Annotated in this window: 10 protein-coding genes; 7 read left to right on the forward strand and 3 right to left on the reverse strand. The window is 34.7% G+C overall.

The window, feature by feature from the left end:
- Positions 1-601: 601 nt before the first annotated feature.
- The 6 genes from FLACHUCJ7_RS04100 to FLACHUCJ7_RS04125 all read left to right on the forward strand — a co-directional run bounded on the left by FLACHUCJ7_RS04100 (position 602) and on the right by FLACHUCJ7_RS04125 (position 6,886).
- Complete coding sequence (locus FLACHUCJ7_RS04100; protein ID WP_180907999.1) at positions 602-2,590, forward strand: GAF domain-containing hybrid sensor histidine kinase/response regulator; 1,989 nt, start codon at positions 602-604, stop codon at positions 2,588-2,590.
- Between the two features lie 75 nt (positions 2,591-2,665).
- Complete coding sequence (locus tag FLACHUCJ7_RS04105; protein ID WP_078227599.1) at positions 2,666-3,031, forward strand: response regulator transcription factor; 366 nt, start codon at positions 2,666-2,668, stop codon at positions 3,029-3,031.
- 10 nt (positions 3,032-3,041) lie between these two features.
- Entirely contained in the window at positions 3,042-3,878 is an 837-nt protein-coding gene (locus tag FLACHUCJ7_RS04110; protein WP_180908000.1) for a HEAT repeat domain-containing protein, read from the forward strand.
- Positions 3,875-5,305: a glycosyltransferase family 2 protein gene (locus FLACHUCJ7_RS04115; protein ID WP_078227597.1), complete on the forward strand. Its 1,431-nt coding sequence runs from the start codon at positions 3,875-3,877 to the stop codon at positions 5,303-5,305. The genes FLACHUCJ7_RS04110 and FLACHUCJ7_RS04115 overlap by 4 nt, the downstream gene beginning before the upstream one ends.
- A gap of 125 nt (positions 5,306-5,430) precedes the next feature.
- Complete coding sequence (locus FLACHUCJ7_RS04120) at positions 5,431-6,345, forward strand: DUF6625 family protein (protein ID WP_180908001.1); 915 nt, start codon at positions 5,431-5,433, stop codon at positions 6,343-6,345.
- A 271-nt stretch (positions 6,346-6,616) separates the two neighbouring features.
- Positions 6,617-6,886, forward strand: coding sequence for a hypothetical protein (locus FLACHUCJ7_RS04125; protein ID WP_180908002.1), 270 nt, complete (start codon positions 6,617-6,619; stop codon positions 6,884-6,886).
- Between the two features lie 217 nt (positions 6,887-7,103).
- On the opposite strand, the gene FLACHUCJ7_RS04130 is transcribed toward FLACHUCJ7_RS04125, so the two are convergent.
- The 3 genes from FLACHUCJ7_RS04130 to FLACHUCJ7_RS04140 form a co-directional block, all read right to left on the reverse strand.
- Positions 7,104-10,154 carry a glycoside hydrolase family 2 protein gene (locus FLACHUCJ7_RS04130; protein WP_180908003.1) on the reverse strand — a complete coding sequence of 1,017 codons (3,051 nt, stop codon included), beginning with the start codon at positions 10,152-10,154 and terminating at the stop codon, positions 7,104-7,106.
- A 217-nt stretch (positions 10,155-10,371) separates the two neighbouring features.
- The gene (gene pelA, locus FLACHUCJ7_RS04135; protein ID WP_180908004.1) at positions 10,372-11,931 is read right to left on the reverse strand and encodes a pectate lyase; all 1,560 of its coding nucleotides are present in this window, start codon (positions 11,929-11,931) and stop codon (positions 10,372-10,374) included.
- Positions 11,932-12,010: 79 nt separating this feature from the next.
- The gene (locus FLACHUCJ7_RS04140) at positions 12,011-14,146 is read right to left on the reverse strand and encodes a rhamnogalacturonan lyase family protein (RefSeq protein WP_180908005.1); all 2,136 of its coding nucleotides are present in this window, start codon (positions 14,144-14,146) and stop codon (positions 12,011-12,013) included.
- Positions 14,147-14,677: 531 nt separating this feature from the next.
- Here FLACHUCJ7_RS04140 and FLACHUCJ7_RS04145 point away from each other — a divergent pair.
- Positions 14,678-15,694 carry a helix-turn-helix domain-containing protein gene (locus tag FLACHUCJ7_RS04145; RefSeq protein WP_078227591.1) on the forward strand — a complete coding sequence of 339 codons (1,017 nt, stop codon included), beginning with the start codon at positions 14,678-14,680 and terminating at the stop codon, positions 15,692-15,694.
- Positions 15,695-15,758: the final 64 nt, after the last annotated feature.

Below are 15,758 nucleotides of genomic sequence, written 5' to 3' on the forward strand. Positions count from 1 at the left end.
ATTACACTAAAAAGATACAAAAAAAGGAGCAGAAAACTTTTAGCTTCTGCTCCTTATTAATTAACAATTTATTTGTGAAAAGACTTTTTCAGTGCCCTCACATTTATCAACGGTTTTTTATTAAATCACATTGCTTTAGGACTGCTTCTATTGCAATTTTAGACCTTCAAACAAATTGCAGTTCCTACCCTTTTTGCTATAAAAGTTAAACCACATTTATCTGGAAACACATCAAGAAAATTAAAATATTTCCTAAATTCACTATTGCAAAAATTTGAGGAGAGAAATCAGCTTTAGACAGCGGAAGCCTGAATATTGATTATACAAACAGGTTGAGACTATAGTTCGAATCCCTATTTTTCTGCTGAAAGCACATAAATGAGGTGCTTTTTTACATTTCAATACTTTCCTTATTTTGCAAAAACCTATATTTTACAAGACTTACGGCTCGTTTTTATAATTAGTAAATGAATTTATTCCATTTTAAGAATTTATGGGGTAATAAAATGTATAGAAAAATATCAATACTTTATTTTAGATCATTTTTGTTGTAAAGTTCTAACCCAAATTATTATATTTATAGACTTTCCCCTTTGATAAAATGAAAAATAAAGAATACCCAATACCACACAATGAAACGGAACGTTTAGCTGCATTAAAACGTTATAATATTCTTGATACACTTCCTGATCATGCTTTTGACGATGCAACAAAATTGGTTTCTTATATATGTGGTGTACCAATCGCTCATATCTCTTTCATAGATGAGAGCAGACAGTGGTTTAAATCTGAAATTGGAGTTGGGGTATCAGAGGTTCCACGGGAAATTAGTTTCTGTAACTATACCATTATGGAATCTAAAATGGTTGAAATCCCAGATACCTTTTTAAATGAACGCTTTAAAGATGATCCTAATGTCACAGGAGGATTTAATGTACGATTTTATGCCGGTATTCCACTTACAACACCAGACGGTTATAACATAGGAACTCTATGCGCCGTAGACCATCTTTCTAAAGAGCTTAATGAAGACCAAAAAAATGCTTTATCAATTATTGCGAAGCATGTGATAAACCAATTGGAATTATCAACAAAAAACATTGAACTCAATACTCAGAGAAAAATTGCCGAACGTGCCGTATTGGCAAAAGATAGTTTTTTAGCAAACATGAGCCATGAAATCAGGACCCCGTTGAATGCTATTATTGGTTTTACAGACTTATTGGCCCAAACAAAATTAGATGTTACGCAAAGGGATTATATTGACAGTGTACAAATTGCAGGAGAGAATCTGCTAATTATTATTAATGACATTCTGGACCTTTCTAAAATCGAATCCGGAAATTTGACTATTGATGCACAGCCCTTTAATTTAAAAAAGACACTTAAACATGTGTATAATTTACTAAAGGTTAAAGTGCCTTCGACTGTTGAATTCAATCTCTTTCTTGACGCTGATTTACCTGAAACTGTAATTGGTGACCAGGGAAGATTAAACCAGATACTGGTTAACCTTACCGGCAACTCTCTTAAGTTTACCGAAGAAGGTGAAGTTACAGTATCTGTAAAAAAAACAGCAGAAACTGAAGATTATTACTCACTTAAATTCTCTGTTAAAGATACCGGAATAGGTATACCGGAGGACAAACTCAAAACTATATTTGAACGCTTTACACAAGCAGAAGAAAGTACGACACGAAGATTTGGCGGTACCGGACTTGGACTTAACATTGTAAAACAGTTAATAGAACTTCAAAATTCTGAAATTCATATAAAAAGCAGACAAGGATACGGTTCAGAATTTTTCTTTGTACTTTCTTATAAAAAGGCGAATCCTATTGAAACAAAAAATGAAACAGTATTAAAAGAAGATCTGGGTAAACTAAAAATTCTTCTTTGCGAAGACAATGCTTTAAACCAGAAACTTGCAAAAAATGTGATTCATAATTTTGGTTTTGAATTAGACATTGCAGAGAATGGTCAGGAAGGAATTGATCTGTTGTTAAAAAATGAATATGATTTGGTATTAATGGATCTTCAGATGCCTGTAAAAGATGGCTACCAAACTACTGAATATATTAGATGTGAAATGAATTTAACCATTCCTATAATAGCCATGACTGCACATTCTCTGGTCGGAGAGCAGGAACTGTGCTACAATGTAGGAATGGATGCTTATGTGCCTAAGCCTTTTAAACAGGCAATGCTTTTAGAAGCTATAAAATCAGTCATCAATAAAGATATAAAGCTCCCTGTAAAAAGAAAGATTGATTTCTCGTTTTTAGATGAAATGTCTTATGGTGATCCCAACTTTATTCAGGAGATGATAGCTTTATTTATACAAAAAATTCCAAATGAAGTGACTCAGCTTGAAGAAGCATTTAACAAGAATGATTATGATGGTGCAAAAAAATTAGCACATAATATGAAATCCAGTTTCAATATTTTCATGTTAGAAGACCTTTCTCATTGTTTGTCTTTTATTGAGCAAGAAGCCATTACGGGACAATTTACCACTAAAAGTGAAGACAGTAAAAATATCTTACATTGTGGTGTTATTGAAGTAGTTAAAATCTTAAAGGACCTATGATAAAAGAGAAATATACTATAGCTTTACGTATCTGATTTTTAAGATACGTTTTACTCAATACAAAATTTAAACCAAATGAATATAGTTATAGCTGAAGATAATGAAATCCTACGCAAATCACTATCTTTTTTCTTAACGGCTAAAGGATTTACTGTTGACCAGTTTTCTGATGGTCAGGAGGCACTCGAGGCTATTGAAAAAAATAATTATGACCTAATCCTCACTGATATTAATATGCCAGGGAAAAGCGGAATGGAAATTACACAATATGTAAGACAAAATATTAATTCAGATATTCCGATCATTATATTTACTTCTTCAGGTGTAGAACAAACAGAATTGGATTCTTTTGACATAGGCGCAAACGAATTTATTGCTAAACCTATTAGCCCTGCTGTTCTTTTTGTAAGAATTAATAAATTACTTAATATCCGTTTGTAATGATGTAAATATGGTAAAAATCTGGGAACTTTATAAAAACAGTCACTGGGTAGAACCTTTTCTAATAGGTTCAATTTTCTTATTTATAGGAATATCAGCCGTCCTTTACTTATTAATTATTGAAAGCCGCACCAGAAAAATAAAACAGGAAAAACTCAGAAATGAATACGACCTAATTATTGTAGAATTAATGTATTCAGTGGTTTTTATGGACGCTCCTTTTTCTTCGGTAAAAGAAGATCAAAATTATGAGATGTTTTTAAAAGACAAGTACTTCAGAGAAGTATTAACAGAATCGGTGATCAATCTTCATAAAAATTACGATGGTATTTATGCAATAAAGCTTGAAGAATTTTATAAAGAGTCCAAATTGATCAATGGCTCTTTAAAAAAACTTAAAAACCATAAATGGGAAGTTAAATGCAAAGGAATTACAGAATTGGCAGAGATGAATATTACTGATGCTTTTGATACTGTTGTAGCTATTTCTAAATCCAAAAATAAAACCTTAAAAATCACAGCCATAAATGCCTGTATTAAACTCGGAGGAACAACAGGAATTATTCATCTTACAGAACATCCTTATCCTATTGATAACTGGACCCAGCTAAATATTATAAATGCTTTCAAAAAACATGATATTGGCGATACACAAGGTGTCGAATACTTGCTTGAATCAAAAAATTCTACAGTTGTGGCACTTGGACTAAAGCTTATTAAAGAACTTAAGTTTACACAAAAACTTTCTCATGTAAAAGAATTGGCAGAGAGGGCTCCAAACACACAAATACAGTATGAAGCACAAAGTATAGTACAGGCACTAACCGTAAACCTTATAAGTAAATGATTTTTAATAGTGAAACAACATGGTTTATCGATGTTTACATACTCCTTATTCTTGGATATGCTGTCCTAATCATGTCATCCTATCTTATATTAGCCTACCTTTCTACAAAAGCGCTAAGGAGTTATCTAAAAAAAAATAGTTTTGTAGATTATGAAGCCCTGCTTACCAGCGAATTTGCACCAAAACTTTCCTTAATTGCCCCTGCCTATAATGAGGGTTTTACTATTGAAGAAAATGTAAAATCCTTACTTTCTTTAAACTACAATAATTATGAGGTAATTGTGGTTAATGACGGCAGCAAAGACAATTCGATGGAAATCCTGATTAACACCTACAATCTTGTCCTCACAGAACTTGCGGTCGATTCAAAAATCGAAACCAAAAAGGTTAGAGGAATATATACTTCCGGAAATGCTGCGTTTAGAAAACTAATAGTTGTTGACAAAGAAAATGGAGGCAAAGCTGATGCTCTAAACGTAGGGCTTAATATTGCACAAAACCCTTACGTAGTATGTATTGATGTTGATTGTATCCTTGATAAAGATTCGTTATTAAAATTAGCAAAACCTTTTTTAGAATCTTATGGCAAACGCATTATTGCTACAGGCGGTGTCGTACGAATAGCAAACCAGTGTGTTATCAGGAATGGTCGTTTAGTTGAAATAAATATCCCTGATGCTATATTACCAAGAATACAGGTTTTAGAATATCTCAGAGCTTTTCTTTTAGGAAGAATGGCTTGGGGCAGGCTCGATGGGCTATTGCTGATCAGCGGCGCATTTGGTGCTTTTGACAAAGAAATAGCTTTATTATCAGGAGGTTACAACACAAAAACGGTAGGTGAAGACATGGAACTTGTCGTAAGAATGCGCCGTTACATGGTTGAAAATAAATTGCCTTACTCGGTTAGTTATATCCCGGACCCGCTTTGCTGGACAGAAGCACCTGAAGATTTCAAAATATTCAAAAAACAGCGCAGCCGCTGGATGAGAGGAACAATCGAAACACTTACTCTTCACAAAAAAATGTTCCTGAACCCTAAATACAAATTATTAGGAATGCTTAGTATTCCTTACTGGACATTTTTTGAATTTCTGGCTCCTGCAATAGAGTTTACAGGTCTCATAATAACACTCTTATTTATATTTTTTGGTTTTATTAACTGGCATTTCTTTTTTTTATTGCTCCTGTTTGTTTACACTTTTGCCGTATTTTTTTCGGTTATAGCTTTATTTAGTGAAGAGTTTACTTATCATAAGTATCCTAAAAAAGCTGATTTTTTTAAGCTTCTGCTAGCTGCTTTCATAGAACCATTGTACTTTCATCCGCTTACGGTATATGCTGCGCTGGTTGGTTATAAAGAAAAAATTATGGGAACTAAAGGCTGGGGCGAAATGACCAGAAAAGGATTTAATAAGAAGGAATAATCACTAAAAAATTCATTAAAGCATTACAGCTATTGCTACTCACTGATAAATATTAAAACAATAAATTCAAAAAAAAACCAAAATAGATAAAGAGTTTTACTCCCAAAAATCAGATTAAAATCAATATGAACAAACAACATTCTATAGCTTTACTTACCTGCTGGTATGGAGATTACCCTTGGTATTTTCCTTATTTCATCAAGTCTTGTATTTATAATCCAACAATTGATTTCGTAATTGTAACCGAAAATACGCAAGAAATCCCAAATAAACCGTCTAACGTTATCATAATAAACAAATCATTAGATGAATTCAAAGCAGAGGCCAGCAAAAAATTGGGTTTTGACTTAAATTTTGATAACGCTTATAAATTATGTGATTTTAAACCCGTTTGTGGATTGTTATTTCAGGATTTTCTTGAAAAATATGATTTTTGGGGACATGGTGATATTGACATGGTTTATGGCAATATAAGAAGCTTTATCACTACCGATATTTTAAACAAATATGATCTTATAAGTGCGCATAAGGACTTTATAACCGGTACATTTTGCCTGTATCGTAATAATGATTTAATGAGAACTTTGTTTATGGAAAGCCGGGATTATCAAAAAGTATTTTCTTCACCCGAATGGGTCGGTTTTGATGAATGTAATTCTTTATACGATGAATTGCAAACACCCGGAGTATCTGTTTTTGACTTTCCAAATCATATACAAAGTATGACTTATGTAGTACGTAAAGCTGAATCAGAAGGCAGGATAAAACCCCTTTTTGAACTTTATTTCTATAAAACCATGCATAATAAAATGAGATGGGATAATGGAAATATAATCTATTCTAACAAGAAAGAGTGCTTATTTTATGATATGATAAAGTATAAAGCCGAATGTGAGAATAAGTCAGTAAATTTTCCGATACCTGATGTTTTTTATTTTAATAAAAAGGGTATTAATAAAAATAGCTTTTGGAGACTATTAGGATTAAAAATAATACGTAAAAAGAAATCCTTAAAAAAAGTACAACTTTTTCATAGTTAAAAATAAAACTCTTTTACGGTACTCTATACCATGAGTACCGGAAGAGTTTCATGAAATTGATTGTTAGTCATCGTGAACGTTTATATAGCAACAAAACTCGACGTTTAGTGATTGTTATTGTTTTTTTTTATATTCTTAATTTACAACACTTTGACTTAAAAGCATATTTATTTCAAACCTCTGATAATTATATAAGCCAATCCTCCAATTCTGTAAACTGCAGCAACCATAAATCTGTAATTTTAGATTTAAAATAATAAACTACAGAATTATGGAAAACTTAATTAATCAGGAGAATCTGGAAGATATCAGGGAATTTATTGAAAATAAGATAGCTGATGTACCGGCAAATTATATACTATATGGTGCAATTGGGTCTTTGCTTTTATCCTCCTACCTAAAAAAAATAGGCAAAAATCAGGCTAGTTCAGTAATTGTCAAACTATCGATCCCTATAATAGCAATAGGGTTAGCAAAATATAAGGACGTTATAAAATCTGAATTTGAAACTTTAGCAGCTCCACAACCTGGTAATGCGTAACTATTTACTACTTTCCTTATTATATTTCAAAATATAATAAGGAAGTATATTTTTAGTTCTTGAAATAAGCTTCATCAGGAAGTTTCGTTTTTTTTGAAGTATGCATCCTTAAAATATATTCAGGAATCTTCTTGCCTTTAAAGATAAAAGCAAAAGAGCAGAAACCCTGCAGCTAAAAATGCTTTATGATTTCTGTTCCTGAAAAATAGGATACCGCTTATTTTAACAGATTCAATAAAAGCTGCTGTCCTACGACATTTGCTTTGTTTTTAGCCGAAACGTTGAAAGTTTTCATAGAGGCATTTTCGCCATCACCTTCTGCTTTTTTAAGTAGCTCATTTTCTTTTATGCAGCTAAAAACATCCAGCGCACAAAAAATGATTTTTCCGCGTCCGTGCGGCATTACAGTTAACGCTGAATATACTTCCTGCTTATGATCGGATACACAGCCAACAATAGTCTCTCCGTTGAACATTCGAAGTCCAACTCGGTTTTTATTGTACGTTGCAAAACACTGGTATTCCCAATTGAATACACAGGATTGCGGTAAACCGTCGAACCATTTGGTTTCTTTTACAAAGTAATTCCCTCCGTACCACGATGTTCCTAATGTCTTGAATCCTCTGTAATCAGCTGCCTCTTTTTTAGCAAAATAAGTCGCCCAGATATCAATATCGTTGATTACGACAATAGTGTTTCCGTTATTTACCCATTCTAAAAGATCCGTAACCAATGGATTTCCGGTCTGTTGTGGCTTAAATCCACCTATTACCAGACAATTTCCGGATGGGTTTCCGCTTTTATAATTTTTAAAATTTATTTTTTCAGAATCAAAATACTTCCCTACAATTCCCGTAGTATCGGCAACCATAATATTAGAGGCAATCTTTTCCTTATTCAGTTTTACAGCAAATAATTCATCGGCTCCGGTGGCTATAACCCTATTGTCTTTCGAAACCAATTCGGCAGTAATCATAGTATATCCTTCTGTTTCCGGGGCAAAATTGTTTTTAGCAGACAATAATTCGCCATAGGTAGTTCCTCCGGCTACGTTTACCGGAATTGTTTTTATCCAGACTGTTTCTTTTTTGTTATTTGTCGCTTTAACTTTCAAATCAAAGGCTCCTTTTATCTCTTTTTCGTTCACAATGAAAAAATCCACGACCGTCGTATCTTTTACAGATAAAACTTTGTTTGTCAGTTTTACGGCTACATACAAAGGCTTATTGTAACGGGCAATTAAATCGGCATCCCCTTTTAAATTTCTGTAATTATCTACAATACCCGAATGGTTTTCCAGCTTCATGCTTTCCCAGCCGTTTACCGCATAACCATCAATTGTATTGTTTATTCGGACATTCTCAATCGTACGTCCCTGATAATAAAAAGATACATTTCCCATTTGTCTGGTCAGGCTGTCCACGTTTGGAAAAGACTTCTGGAAATCATTTTTCTTTAAGAAAGTGTCATAGGCATCGTACCATTTCAAATAATCGTCACTTTCCCAGCCAATGTTTTTGCCTTTTTTCAGAATTTCGTCCCTAATGAGCTGTAATCGTGGCGGTGTGCCAATTGCGCCTTCTTCTCCGTAATAGACAATTTCTTCTTTGTTGTCTGTGAACTTTGCATACTTTTTAGGATTGCTGTACAAATTATCATGATATACACCTGGGCCTCCGGCATGATGCTGGTCGAACCAACCGTAATTGTAAAACCGATTGCTATAAGGCAGCAAGTGTAATTTAAAACGTGGATCAATTCCTGTTTTTATCGGGCCGTTACTCGAATTGTAGGTCATGATTCTGGTTGGATCCAGTTTGTGTCCCGCGAGCATCTGTAAACTGTCTTTTTTTTGAGGCTCTGCTCCTCTTTCGTTATGCATGTTATAAATTACAAGCGAAGGATGGCTCCTGTCCCGTTTGATCATTCTGAAGAACTTTTCGTCCCGCGCGGCAAAATAAAAATCAGATTGTTTTTTTTCCAGTTCATTTTTAGGATTGAATTGATTGGCCGGATATTGATTTCCTCCAGGCTCCTGATAATACAGTAAGCCCATTTCATCGGCATAATCTAAAACGTTAGTCTGCCCAATAGTTCTGTGAAAATTCAGCATATTCAAACCAACGGCTTTGGCATCTGAAATTTGTTTTTTTGCCAGTTCGTCACTTGGTGCAATTCCGTTTATCGGCCAAAATCCCCATGATATTGCGGTTCTTACGACAATGCGTTTGTTATTCAGATAAAACTGTTTGTCTCCATTAACTTCTTTGACTTCAAACCAGCGAAAACCAAATTTTTTCTCTGTGACATCTTTTACTTCTTTGTCGTTTTTAAAAGAGGCTTTAAAAACATATAAATTAGGATGATCAACGTCCCAAAGGTTTGCATTATCTATTTTTATGGAAAAAGACAGCGGTGTATTATCTCCTGTTACTACCTCAACGGGAAAGCTTTTTTCCCAAACGGATTTACCCGATTTTTTCTCTCTTACTTCTAATAAAACATTTCCTTTAAAAGCTGTTGGAGTGTTGTTTGTCAACGAAATTTCGGCATCGATTTCATTCACCTTCGGTTTATTTTTGATAAAAATATCATTTATAAAAACATGATCAGTGGCTACAAGACTTACTTTTCCGGTAATTCCGCCAAATCCGTGCGTAGGATTGGTACGATAGTCTCCCCACATATAATTGGAACTGTCCCTCCAGTCGAAATTCCCGTTTGGATCGGTAATTCGGACCGCTACAGCATTGGATTTTCCTACTGTCACATAATCGGTAATATCTACGTCAAAAGGAGTTCCGTTGATTAAATCATATCCTGCCAGTTTTTCGTTTACAAAAACCTCAGCCCTGAAACGAACGCTTTCAAAGTGCAGAACAATTCGTTTGCCTTTCATTGATAACGGCACCTTAACTTCGGTTGTAAACCAAGAAATCCCTAAATAATTACCTGAAACCCCAAAGGCATTTTTATTCCATCCCCAATGAAACTCTTCAACCGTTGCCGGAAGATGTACCGCTTTGCTTTCGCCTTTCTGAAGTGCCTGCCAGCCACCGGTTGGAATATTAACAGGTATTTTTTTGACATCAACTGGCGGAGTAAATAATACATCATTTTGCCATTGTGCCATTGGATCCAGCCAAAGTTTCCAGTTGTTATTAGATATATCCTGCACGATTCGCTGGTTTTGTGCAGAGGTAATAGCGACTACTGAAAAAATAAGTAAAACTGCTACATTTTTAAACATTATAAAATCCTTTCTCATAAATTTCAATTGTTATCTTTTATTTCTTTTTAATGAAAATTATTTTGCCTTAAAAATGTAAATTTCCCCTTTTGCTGTATTAATCGAACTCAGGTTATTTCTACTATTTTTTAAAATGAATCTTTCATTCCTAATTCAAATCAAGGATTGAAATACCTTAGACTTAAAAGCATTTCACCCCCTGACCGAGTCAAAAACTATAGTCAGCAGAACTATTCTATAAACCATGTTTAGCTTTCCAATTGGTATATTCTGAACCTATTAACCCATTTGGCCAGTTGCCGTACCATGAATATCCTACTCTTCTTTCATTATCAATTTCGGCTAAAGTCTTTTTGGGAATTCCGTCTCGTCCGCAGAATAATGGCAGGTTATTTTCTAAATCATAAAATCTTGCCCAAAGCACACTACCGGGAGAAGAAACAACTATTACATCCTGACCTGAAGCTTGTGAAGAGTCTGTGATTTTTTTAGTAGCTATATCCATAAGTTTAGCGCCATTAAACCAGTCGACAGCATCTTTTACGGCTTGCTTTACTGCGGAAGACGGCTGTTCTACCAACATTAAAATTCGTACGATGCCTACTGATTCTGAGCCGCTAAAAGAAGGTAATTCATAAGCTCTGGCTAATGCCGGTTTTAAGGTTACTTCATCATGTTGCGCACACCAAACCGTCTTTTTGCCTTTGTATGTAATCTGTGTTTGCAATATAATGTCAATTCCTTTGTTGAATGCTGTTGCCGCTTTGTCTTTATAAGCCGGATTTACAAGGTCTAAATTATTTTTGCCTTTAGTAATATCCCACATTAGATTCATAACATTGGCAATTGCGCCATCATTATATGTGATATGATGCCTGTAGCCACTTTTGTCCGGATAATATTGAGGCCATCCTCCATTAGCATATTGTGCAAGGAATAGCCAGTCAATTGCTTTTTCGGCTGCAGCAAGGTAATTAGGATTTTGGGTTGTTTTGTAATCTGCAAGCAGCCATCTTAATTCTGTTACTATATGCCCGTTATCTATTGTGGTATCGGTATTGTTTTTTGATGCGAGTGCTGCTGCTTTTTGTTCTGTAGTCTGTGCAACGTTATATAGATTTAAATCAGCAACAGCTTTCCCCCAGCCTCCGTTACTCCTTTGCCAGATTAAGATGCTTTCTGCCCTTACCGTTGTAGCATACACAGCAGTAACACCAGTAATCGTTACTTCTATTTGAGCACTTTTTCCGCTTCCGTCAGTCGTTGTTGCCGTTACCGTAAGGTTTCCATTAATTTTAGGAGTCAATAATCCTTCCGGGCTTATAGTAGCTATCGCATCGCTTGAAAGACTCCAGGTTACTGTTTTATTGGTTGCATTTGCAGGAGCAATCTGAGTGGTTAATTGCAAGGGCTGACCATTCGTTATAGTAGCCGGTGTAATAGAAACCGTTTGGATAAATACCGCTGGTTCCGTAATCCCGGAAACAGTATAGATTTTTTCTGCAGTAATGCCCGAACCGTCTTTTGCCGTAGCAGTAACTTTTACAGTCCCATTTTTTATCCCGGTTAATAGCCCGTTTTCTGTAATGAAAGCTATTGTGGGATCAGAAACACTCCATGTTAGCTCTTTATTGATCGCTTCATCAGGAAGCACGATGGCCGTTAGCTGTTTAGGCGTTCCATTTACAATATCGCCATTAATTATAATTGTTTTTACCTGTGTTGCTTTTTCAGTTCCATCTGATGAACAGGAGAACAAAAAAACCGAAAAAATTAAAATTATTGCATTCTTCATAAGCTATATTATTTTATTAATTCTGAACTATTTTATATTTTGTGAAAACTATTTACCTTCTATCGCAAACTGTCACCATTTATTCCTTAATCAGTTTGATTGTAGAAGTTCCTTTCTCAGATTTTACAGTGATAATATAAACTCCGGATGCGTCAGCTATAGCCCCAACTTCGGTTTGGTTTTCTCCTTTTCCTGATCCTATTTTTTGTCCTGACAGGTTATAAATGGTGTATGTGAATTTCCCCAAAGCTGTAATAGTAAAAGTCTGACTTGCAGGGTTTGGATACAGAACTGCATTGACTGAAGAGGGTGCAATGGAAAAATCATCATTACCCAGAGTTGCTGTTGTTGCAACTATATTAGGCTGTGTCTGTGCTGCCATATCTACTCCCAAATAAAATCCAGGATGCGGAGGCTGATTGTAACCCGAATTTTGCCAGGCAATTGCTGCTCTGTATTGTGTGTCGTGCATCAAAGTATATAATCTGTTTGTTGTTGGAATGGAGGTAGTGTAAATTCTAATAGAAGTATTATCTGTTTTGCGAAAGATAACTTCTTCACGCCAGTCTCCAAAAATATCCGCACTTAAACATGGTGTAGATTTAGTTGTATTATTGGAAGAATATCCTGTTGCAGTTAGTAAATTAACACTTTTCGAAATAAGGTGGTTCCATTTGTCAATTTTATTCGAATCTAATAATTCCCGATTCAAATCACCATCCCACCATATTGAGAAATTTTGTGAAGGTTTTGAGTTGCTGATAAGATTCCCTTTGCAATCCATTAAATAGTTTACACCACCAGTACTGCCCCAGCACTCATATCCTTTGATAAGTGGGTTAATATCTGCAGCATTGCAGCGGCCTACATCACCTGTTCCGGGTATACCCCAAATAGTACTTCCCGTTTTGGCATCTAAAAATACAAGACCGTTTGTCTTGTATTTGGCTGGCTCTTCCAGACACTGCCATATTTCCATTCCCGGAAGATCCGGATCCATATCGCTCATATGAAGCGCATCACCATGTCCTAAAGAGTTGGCATATAATTTTGTACCATCATCATTTATAGCACTTGAGCCGTTAAAAATTTCGTCTTTACCATCTGCATCTGAATCACCAACAGTCATTTGGTGATTTCCCATACCAGCATAAGCCGAATTACCGGAAGCAGCACTATCGAAAATCCATCGCTGTGAAAGCGTGTTGTCTCTCCAATCCCAAGCCACACGAACGAGCCTTGTGTAGTAACCACGTCCCATTACCAAACTTGGTTTTGATCCGTCGAGATACGCCACAGCTGCAACAAAACGGTCTACACGGTTTCCATAACTATCTCCCCATGAAGAAACGGTACCACGGGCAGGCAAGTAATTGGTGCTGGCCATTGCTTTTCCGGTTTGCCCGTTAAAAACCGTTAAAAATTCAGGTCCTGTCAAAACAAATCCGAATGATTTACTGGCACTGTCATGGACTCTGTAATCTGCAGTCCCGTCTCCAATAACAACTCCTGTTCCGTCTATGGTTCCATCTGAAGTTCTGCAGGCCAATTCAGCTTTTCCGTCAGAATCTAAATCGTACACGATAAATTGGGTATAATGTGCACCGGCACGGATATTTTTTCCTAAATCAATTCTCCAGAGGTGTGTTCCATCCAATCGATAGCAATCCATATAAACATTACCCGTATAACCCGTTAACGAATTGTCTTTTGAATTGGTTGGATCCCATTTTACAAATATTTCATATTGGCCGTCACCGTCTACATCTCCTACGCTGCAATCGTTTACGTCGTAGGTATAGGCCAGACCATCAGGGGTTGTTCCACCGGCAGGAACCTGCATGGCAATATCCAAATAAGGGTTTGCCCATACAACAGCAGTTTCTGAATTATTTTCTTCTATTCCGTTTATAACGGCACGTACGGAATAAACGCCATTAGTTGTAACGTTGTGGGTATAGTTAGTTGTGTTTACAAAAGGACTAACTGAAATTTTTACATCATCGCAATATAAATTATAACTCACATCAGTTGGTTCGGTTCCCAACATTCTCCAGCCAACATAGACCTGATTGGCATTTAAACGCATAGAAATTAGACCGTGATTGAGTTTCTCGACGGTTCGCTGGGCATAAATGTCTGTGGTTATTCCAATGAAAAAGAGCAATAGAAGAACTGCTTTTTTTAAAAAAAAGTTGGTAGTTTTCGGGTTCATACATTATTTGGTCGGTTAGGTTAGTAAATTCAGTCAATGCTAAATTTGAAATTAAAACAGTAATTTAAATATAATTTGACTAAAAGCAAATATAAAATTTCACCCAACTTAACAAGGAGACAAAATGCAATATTTAGGGGTATAAATTGCTATTTTCTTTAAAAGACCTATTTACTTCGTTCGAAATATCAAAAAAAGCTTTAGAAATTTACACTGCCATTTTTATTCTTCTTTGGAAACTATATCTTTTTTCTTTACTTCAAACATACGAGTCTGTTCCCGGAATATTTCGCAGGATTTTATACCTTTTCCATAGAAATAGTTTCTTATTATTTCCTATATTCGCTACAATGAAATTAGTAGAAAACTACAAGAATACGAACTGTTTTCAACTGTTACATTCAAGTTTAGCAACTATTTTTCGGCATACATTTCAGAAAAATGATTAAAATAAAATTGTTCTTTCAGACTGGTTTTCAAAGTATTTTAATCTGAGACTGAACACATAAATAATTTCCTAATTAATTAATAATGACATTCCTTTTCTTTTTTAGTGCTTTAGGAGCTTTTAATGGGTTTCTGCTTTCATTTTATTTTGCCATAAATGCTAAAAAGAAAATTTTTACAAACTATTTTTTATCATTGCTATTACTGGTTTTAAGCATTAGAATTGTAAAATCAGTATTTTTCTATTTTAATCCGCACTTATCCAGTATTTTTATTCAGATTGGTCTTTCTGCCTGTATTTTGATTGGTCCATTTCTTTTTTTATATCTGAAATCCTATAGTGTTGAAAAACCGAACTGGAAAAAACATATCATACCTTACCTGGCAATAATGACAGCTTTAGGGATTTTTTATCCATATGTCGAACATTTAGAAATCTGGAAATTATTTATTGTTAAAGCAATATATCTTCAATGGTTTATTTACATTGTCTTCTCTTTTAAATATATCGGGCCGATTATTCAAAAAACCAATAAAAAAAGTAGTTTAAAAAAATTAGAAGTCTGGTTTCTAAGTATTTATATGGGTGTTGCTTTTATCTGTCTTGCTTATATTGTTGCTGCTTATACTTCTTATATAGTAGGTGCTTTATCCTTTACTTTTGTTTTGTACCTGATTATTTTACTTTTAATTTTTAGAAATAGTAATGAATCTACTTTTTTTAATGAAAAAGAAAAATACCAAAACAAAGAAATTGACAAGGCAACACTGCTTCTGATTGACCAAAAAATAGCGCTAATAATCGAAAAAGAGTTATTTGTTAATCCAAATTTTAATCTTGAAGAAGCTGCCAAAGAGCTCAAAATAACCAAACATCTTTTATCACAGTATGTAAATGAAATATTAGGCAAATCGTTCTCTAGTCTTATTAAAGAATATAGGGTTGAAAAAGCAAAAAAATTATTAGAAACCGAAAAAAACTATTCAATCGAAAGCTTAGGATATGATAGCGGCTTCAACTCAAAATCAACATTCTTTACTGCCTTTAAAAAAATAACCGGCTTAACTCCTGCCGAATACCAAAAATCGTACTCAAAATGAGTTCTGTTTTATAAAATCAAACTACTTCATTATAAACTAAAACCTTTAAAATAGCTGACTCCCG

Source organism: Flavobacterium salmonis (genome assembly GCF_903819435.1).
GTDB classification, from domain to species: domain Bacteria; phylum Bacteroidota; class Bacteroidia; order Flavobacteriales; family Flavobacteriaceae; genus Flavobacterium; species Flavobacterium chungangense.

What these genes read in the sequence shown, in the direction of transcription:
- FLACHUCJ7_RS04100 (WP_180907999.1), top strand. Translation starts at nt 602, where the DNA reads ATGAAAAATAAAGAATACCCAATACCACACAATGAAACGGAACGTTTA.
- FLACHUCJ7_RS04105 (WP_078227599.1), top strand. Translation starts at nt 2,666, where the DNA reads ATGAATATAGTTATAGCTGAAGATAATGAAATCCTACGCAAATCACTA.
- FLACHUCJ7_RS04110 (WP_180908000.1), top strand. Translation starts at nt 3,042, where the DNA reads ATGGTAAAAATCTGGGAACTTTATAAAAACAGTCACTGGGTAGAACCT.
- FLACHUCJ7_RS04115 (WP_078227597.1), top strand. Translation starts at nt 3,875, where the DNA reads ATGATTTTTAATAGTGAAACAACATGGTTTATCGATGTTTACATACTC.
- FLACHUCJ7_RS04120 (WP_180908001.1), top strand. Translation starts at nt 5,431, where the DNA reads ATGAACAAACAACATTCTATAGCTTTACTTACCTGCTGGTATGGAGAT.
- FLACHUCJ7_RS04125 (WP_180908002.1), top strand. Translation starts at nt 6,617, where the DNA reads ATGGAAAACTTAATTAATCAGGAGAATCTGGAAGATATCAGGGAATTT.
- FLACHUCJ7_RS04130 (WP_180908003.1), bottom strand. Translation starts at nt 10,154, where the DNA reads ATGAGAAAGGATTTTATAATGTTTAAAAATGTAGCAGTTTTACTTATT.
- pelA (WP_180908004.1), bottom strand. Translation starts at nt 11,931, where the DNA reads ATGAAGAATGCAATAATTTTAATTTTTTCGGTTTTTTTGTTCTCCTGT.
- FLACHUCJ7_RS04140 (WP_180908005.1), bottom strand. Translation starts at nt 14,146, where the DNA reads ATGAACCCGAAAACTACCAACTTTTTTTTAAAAAAAGCAGTTCTTCTA.
- FLACHUCJ7_RS04145 (WP_078227591.1), top strand. Translation starts at nt 14,678, where the DNA reads ATGACATTCCTTTTCTTTTTTAGTGCTTTAGGAGCTTTTAATGGGTTT.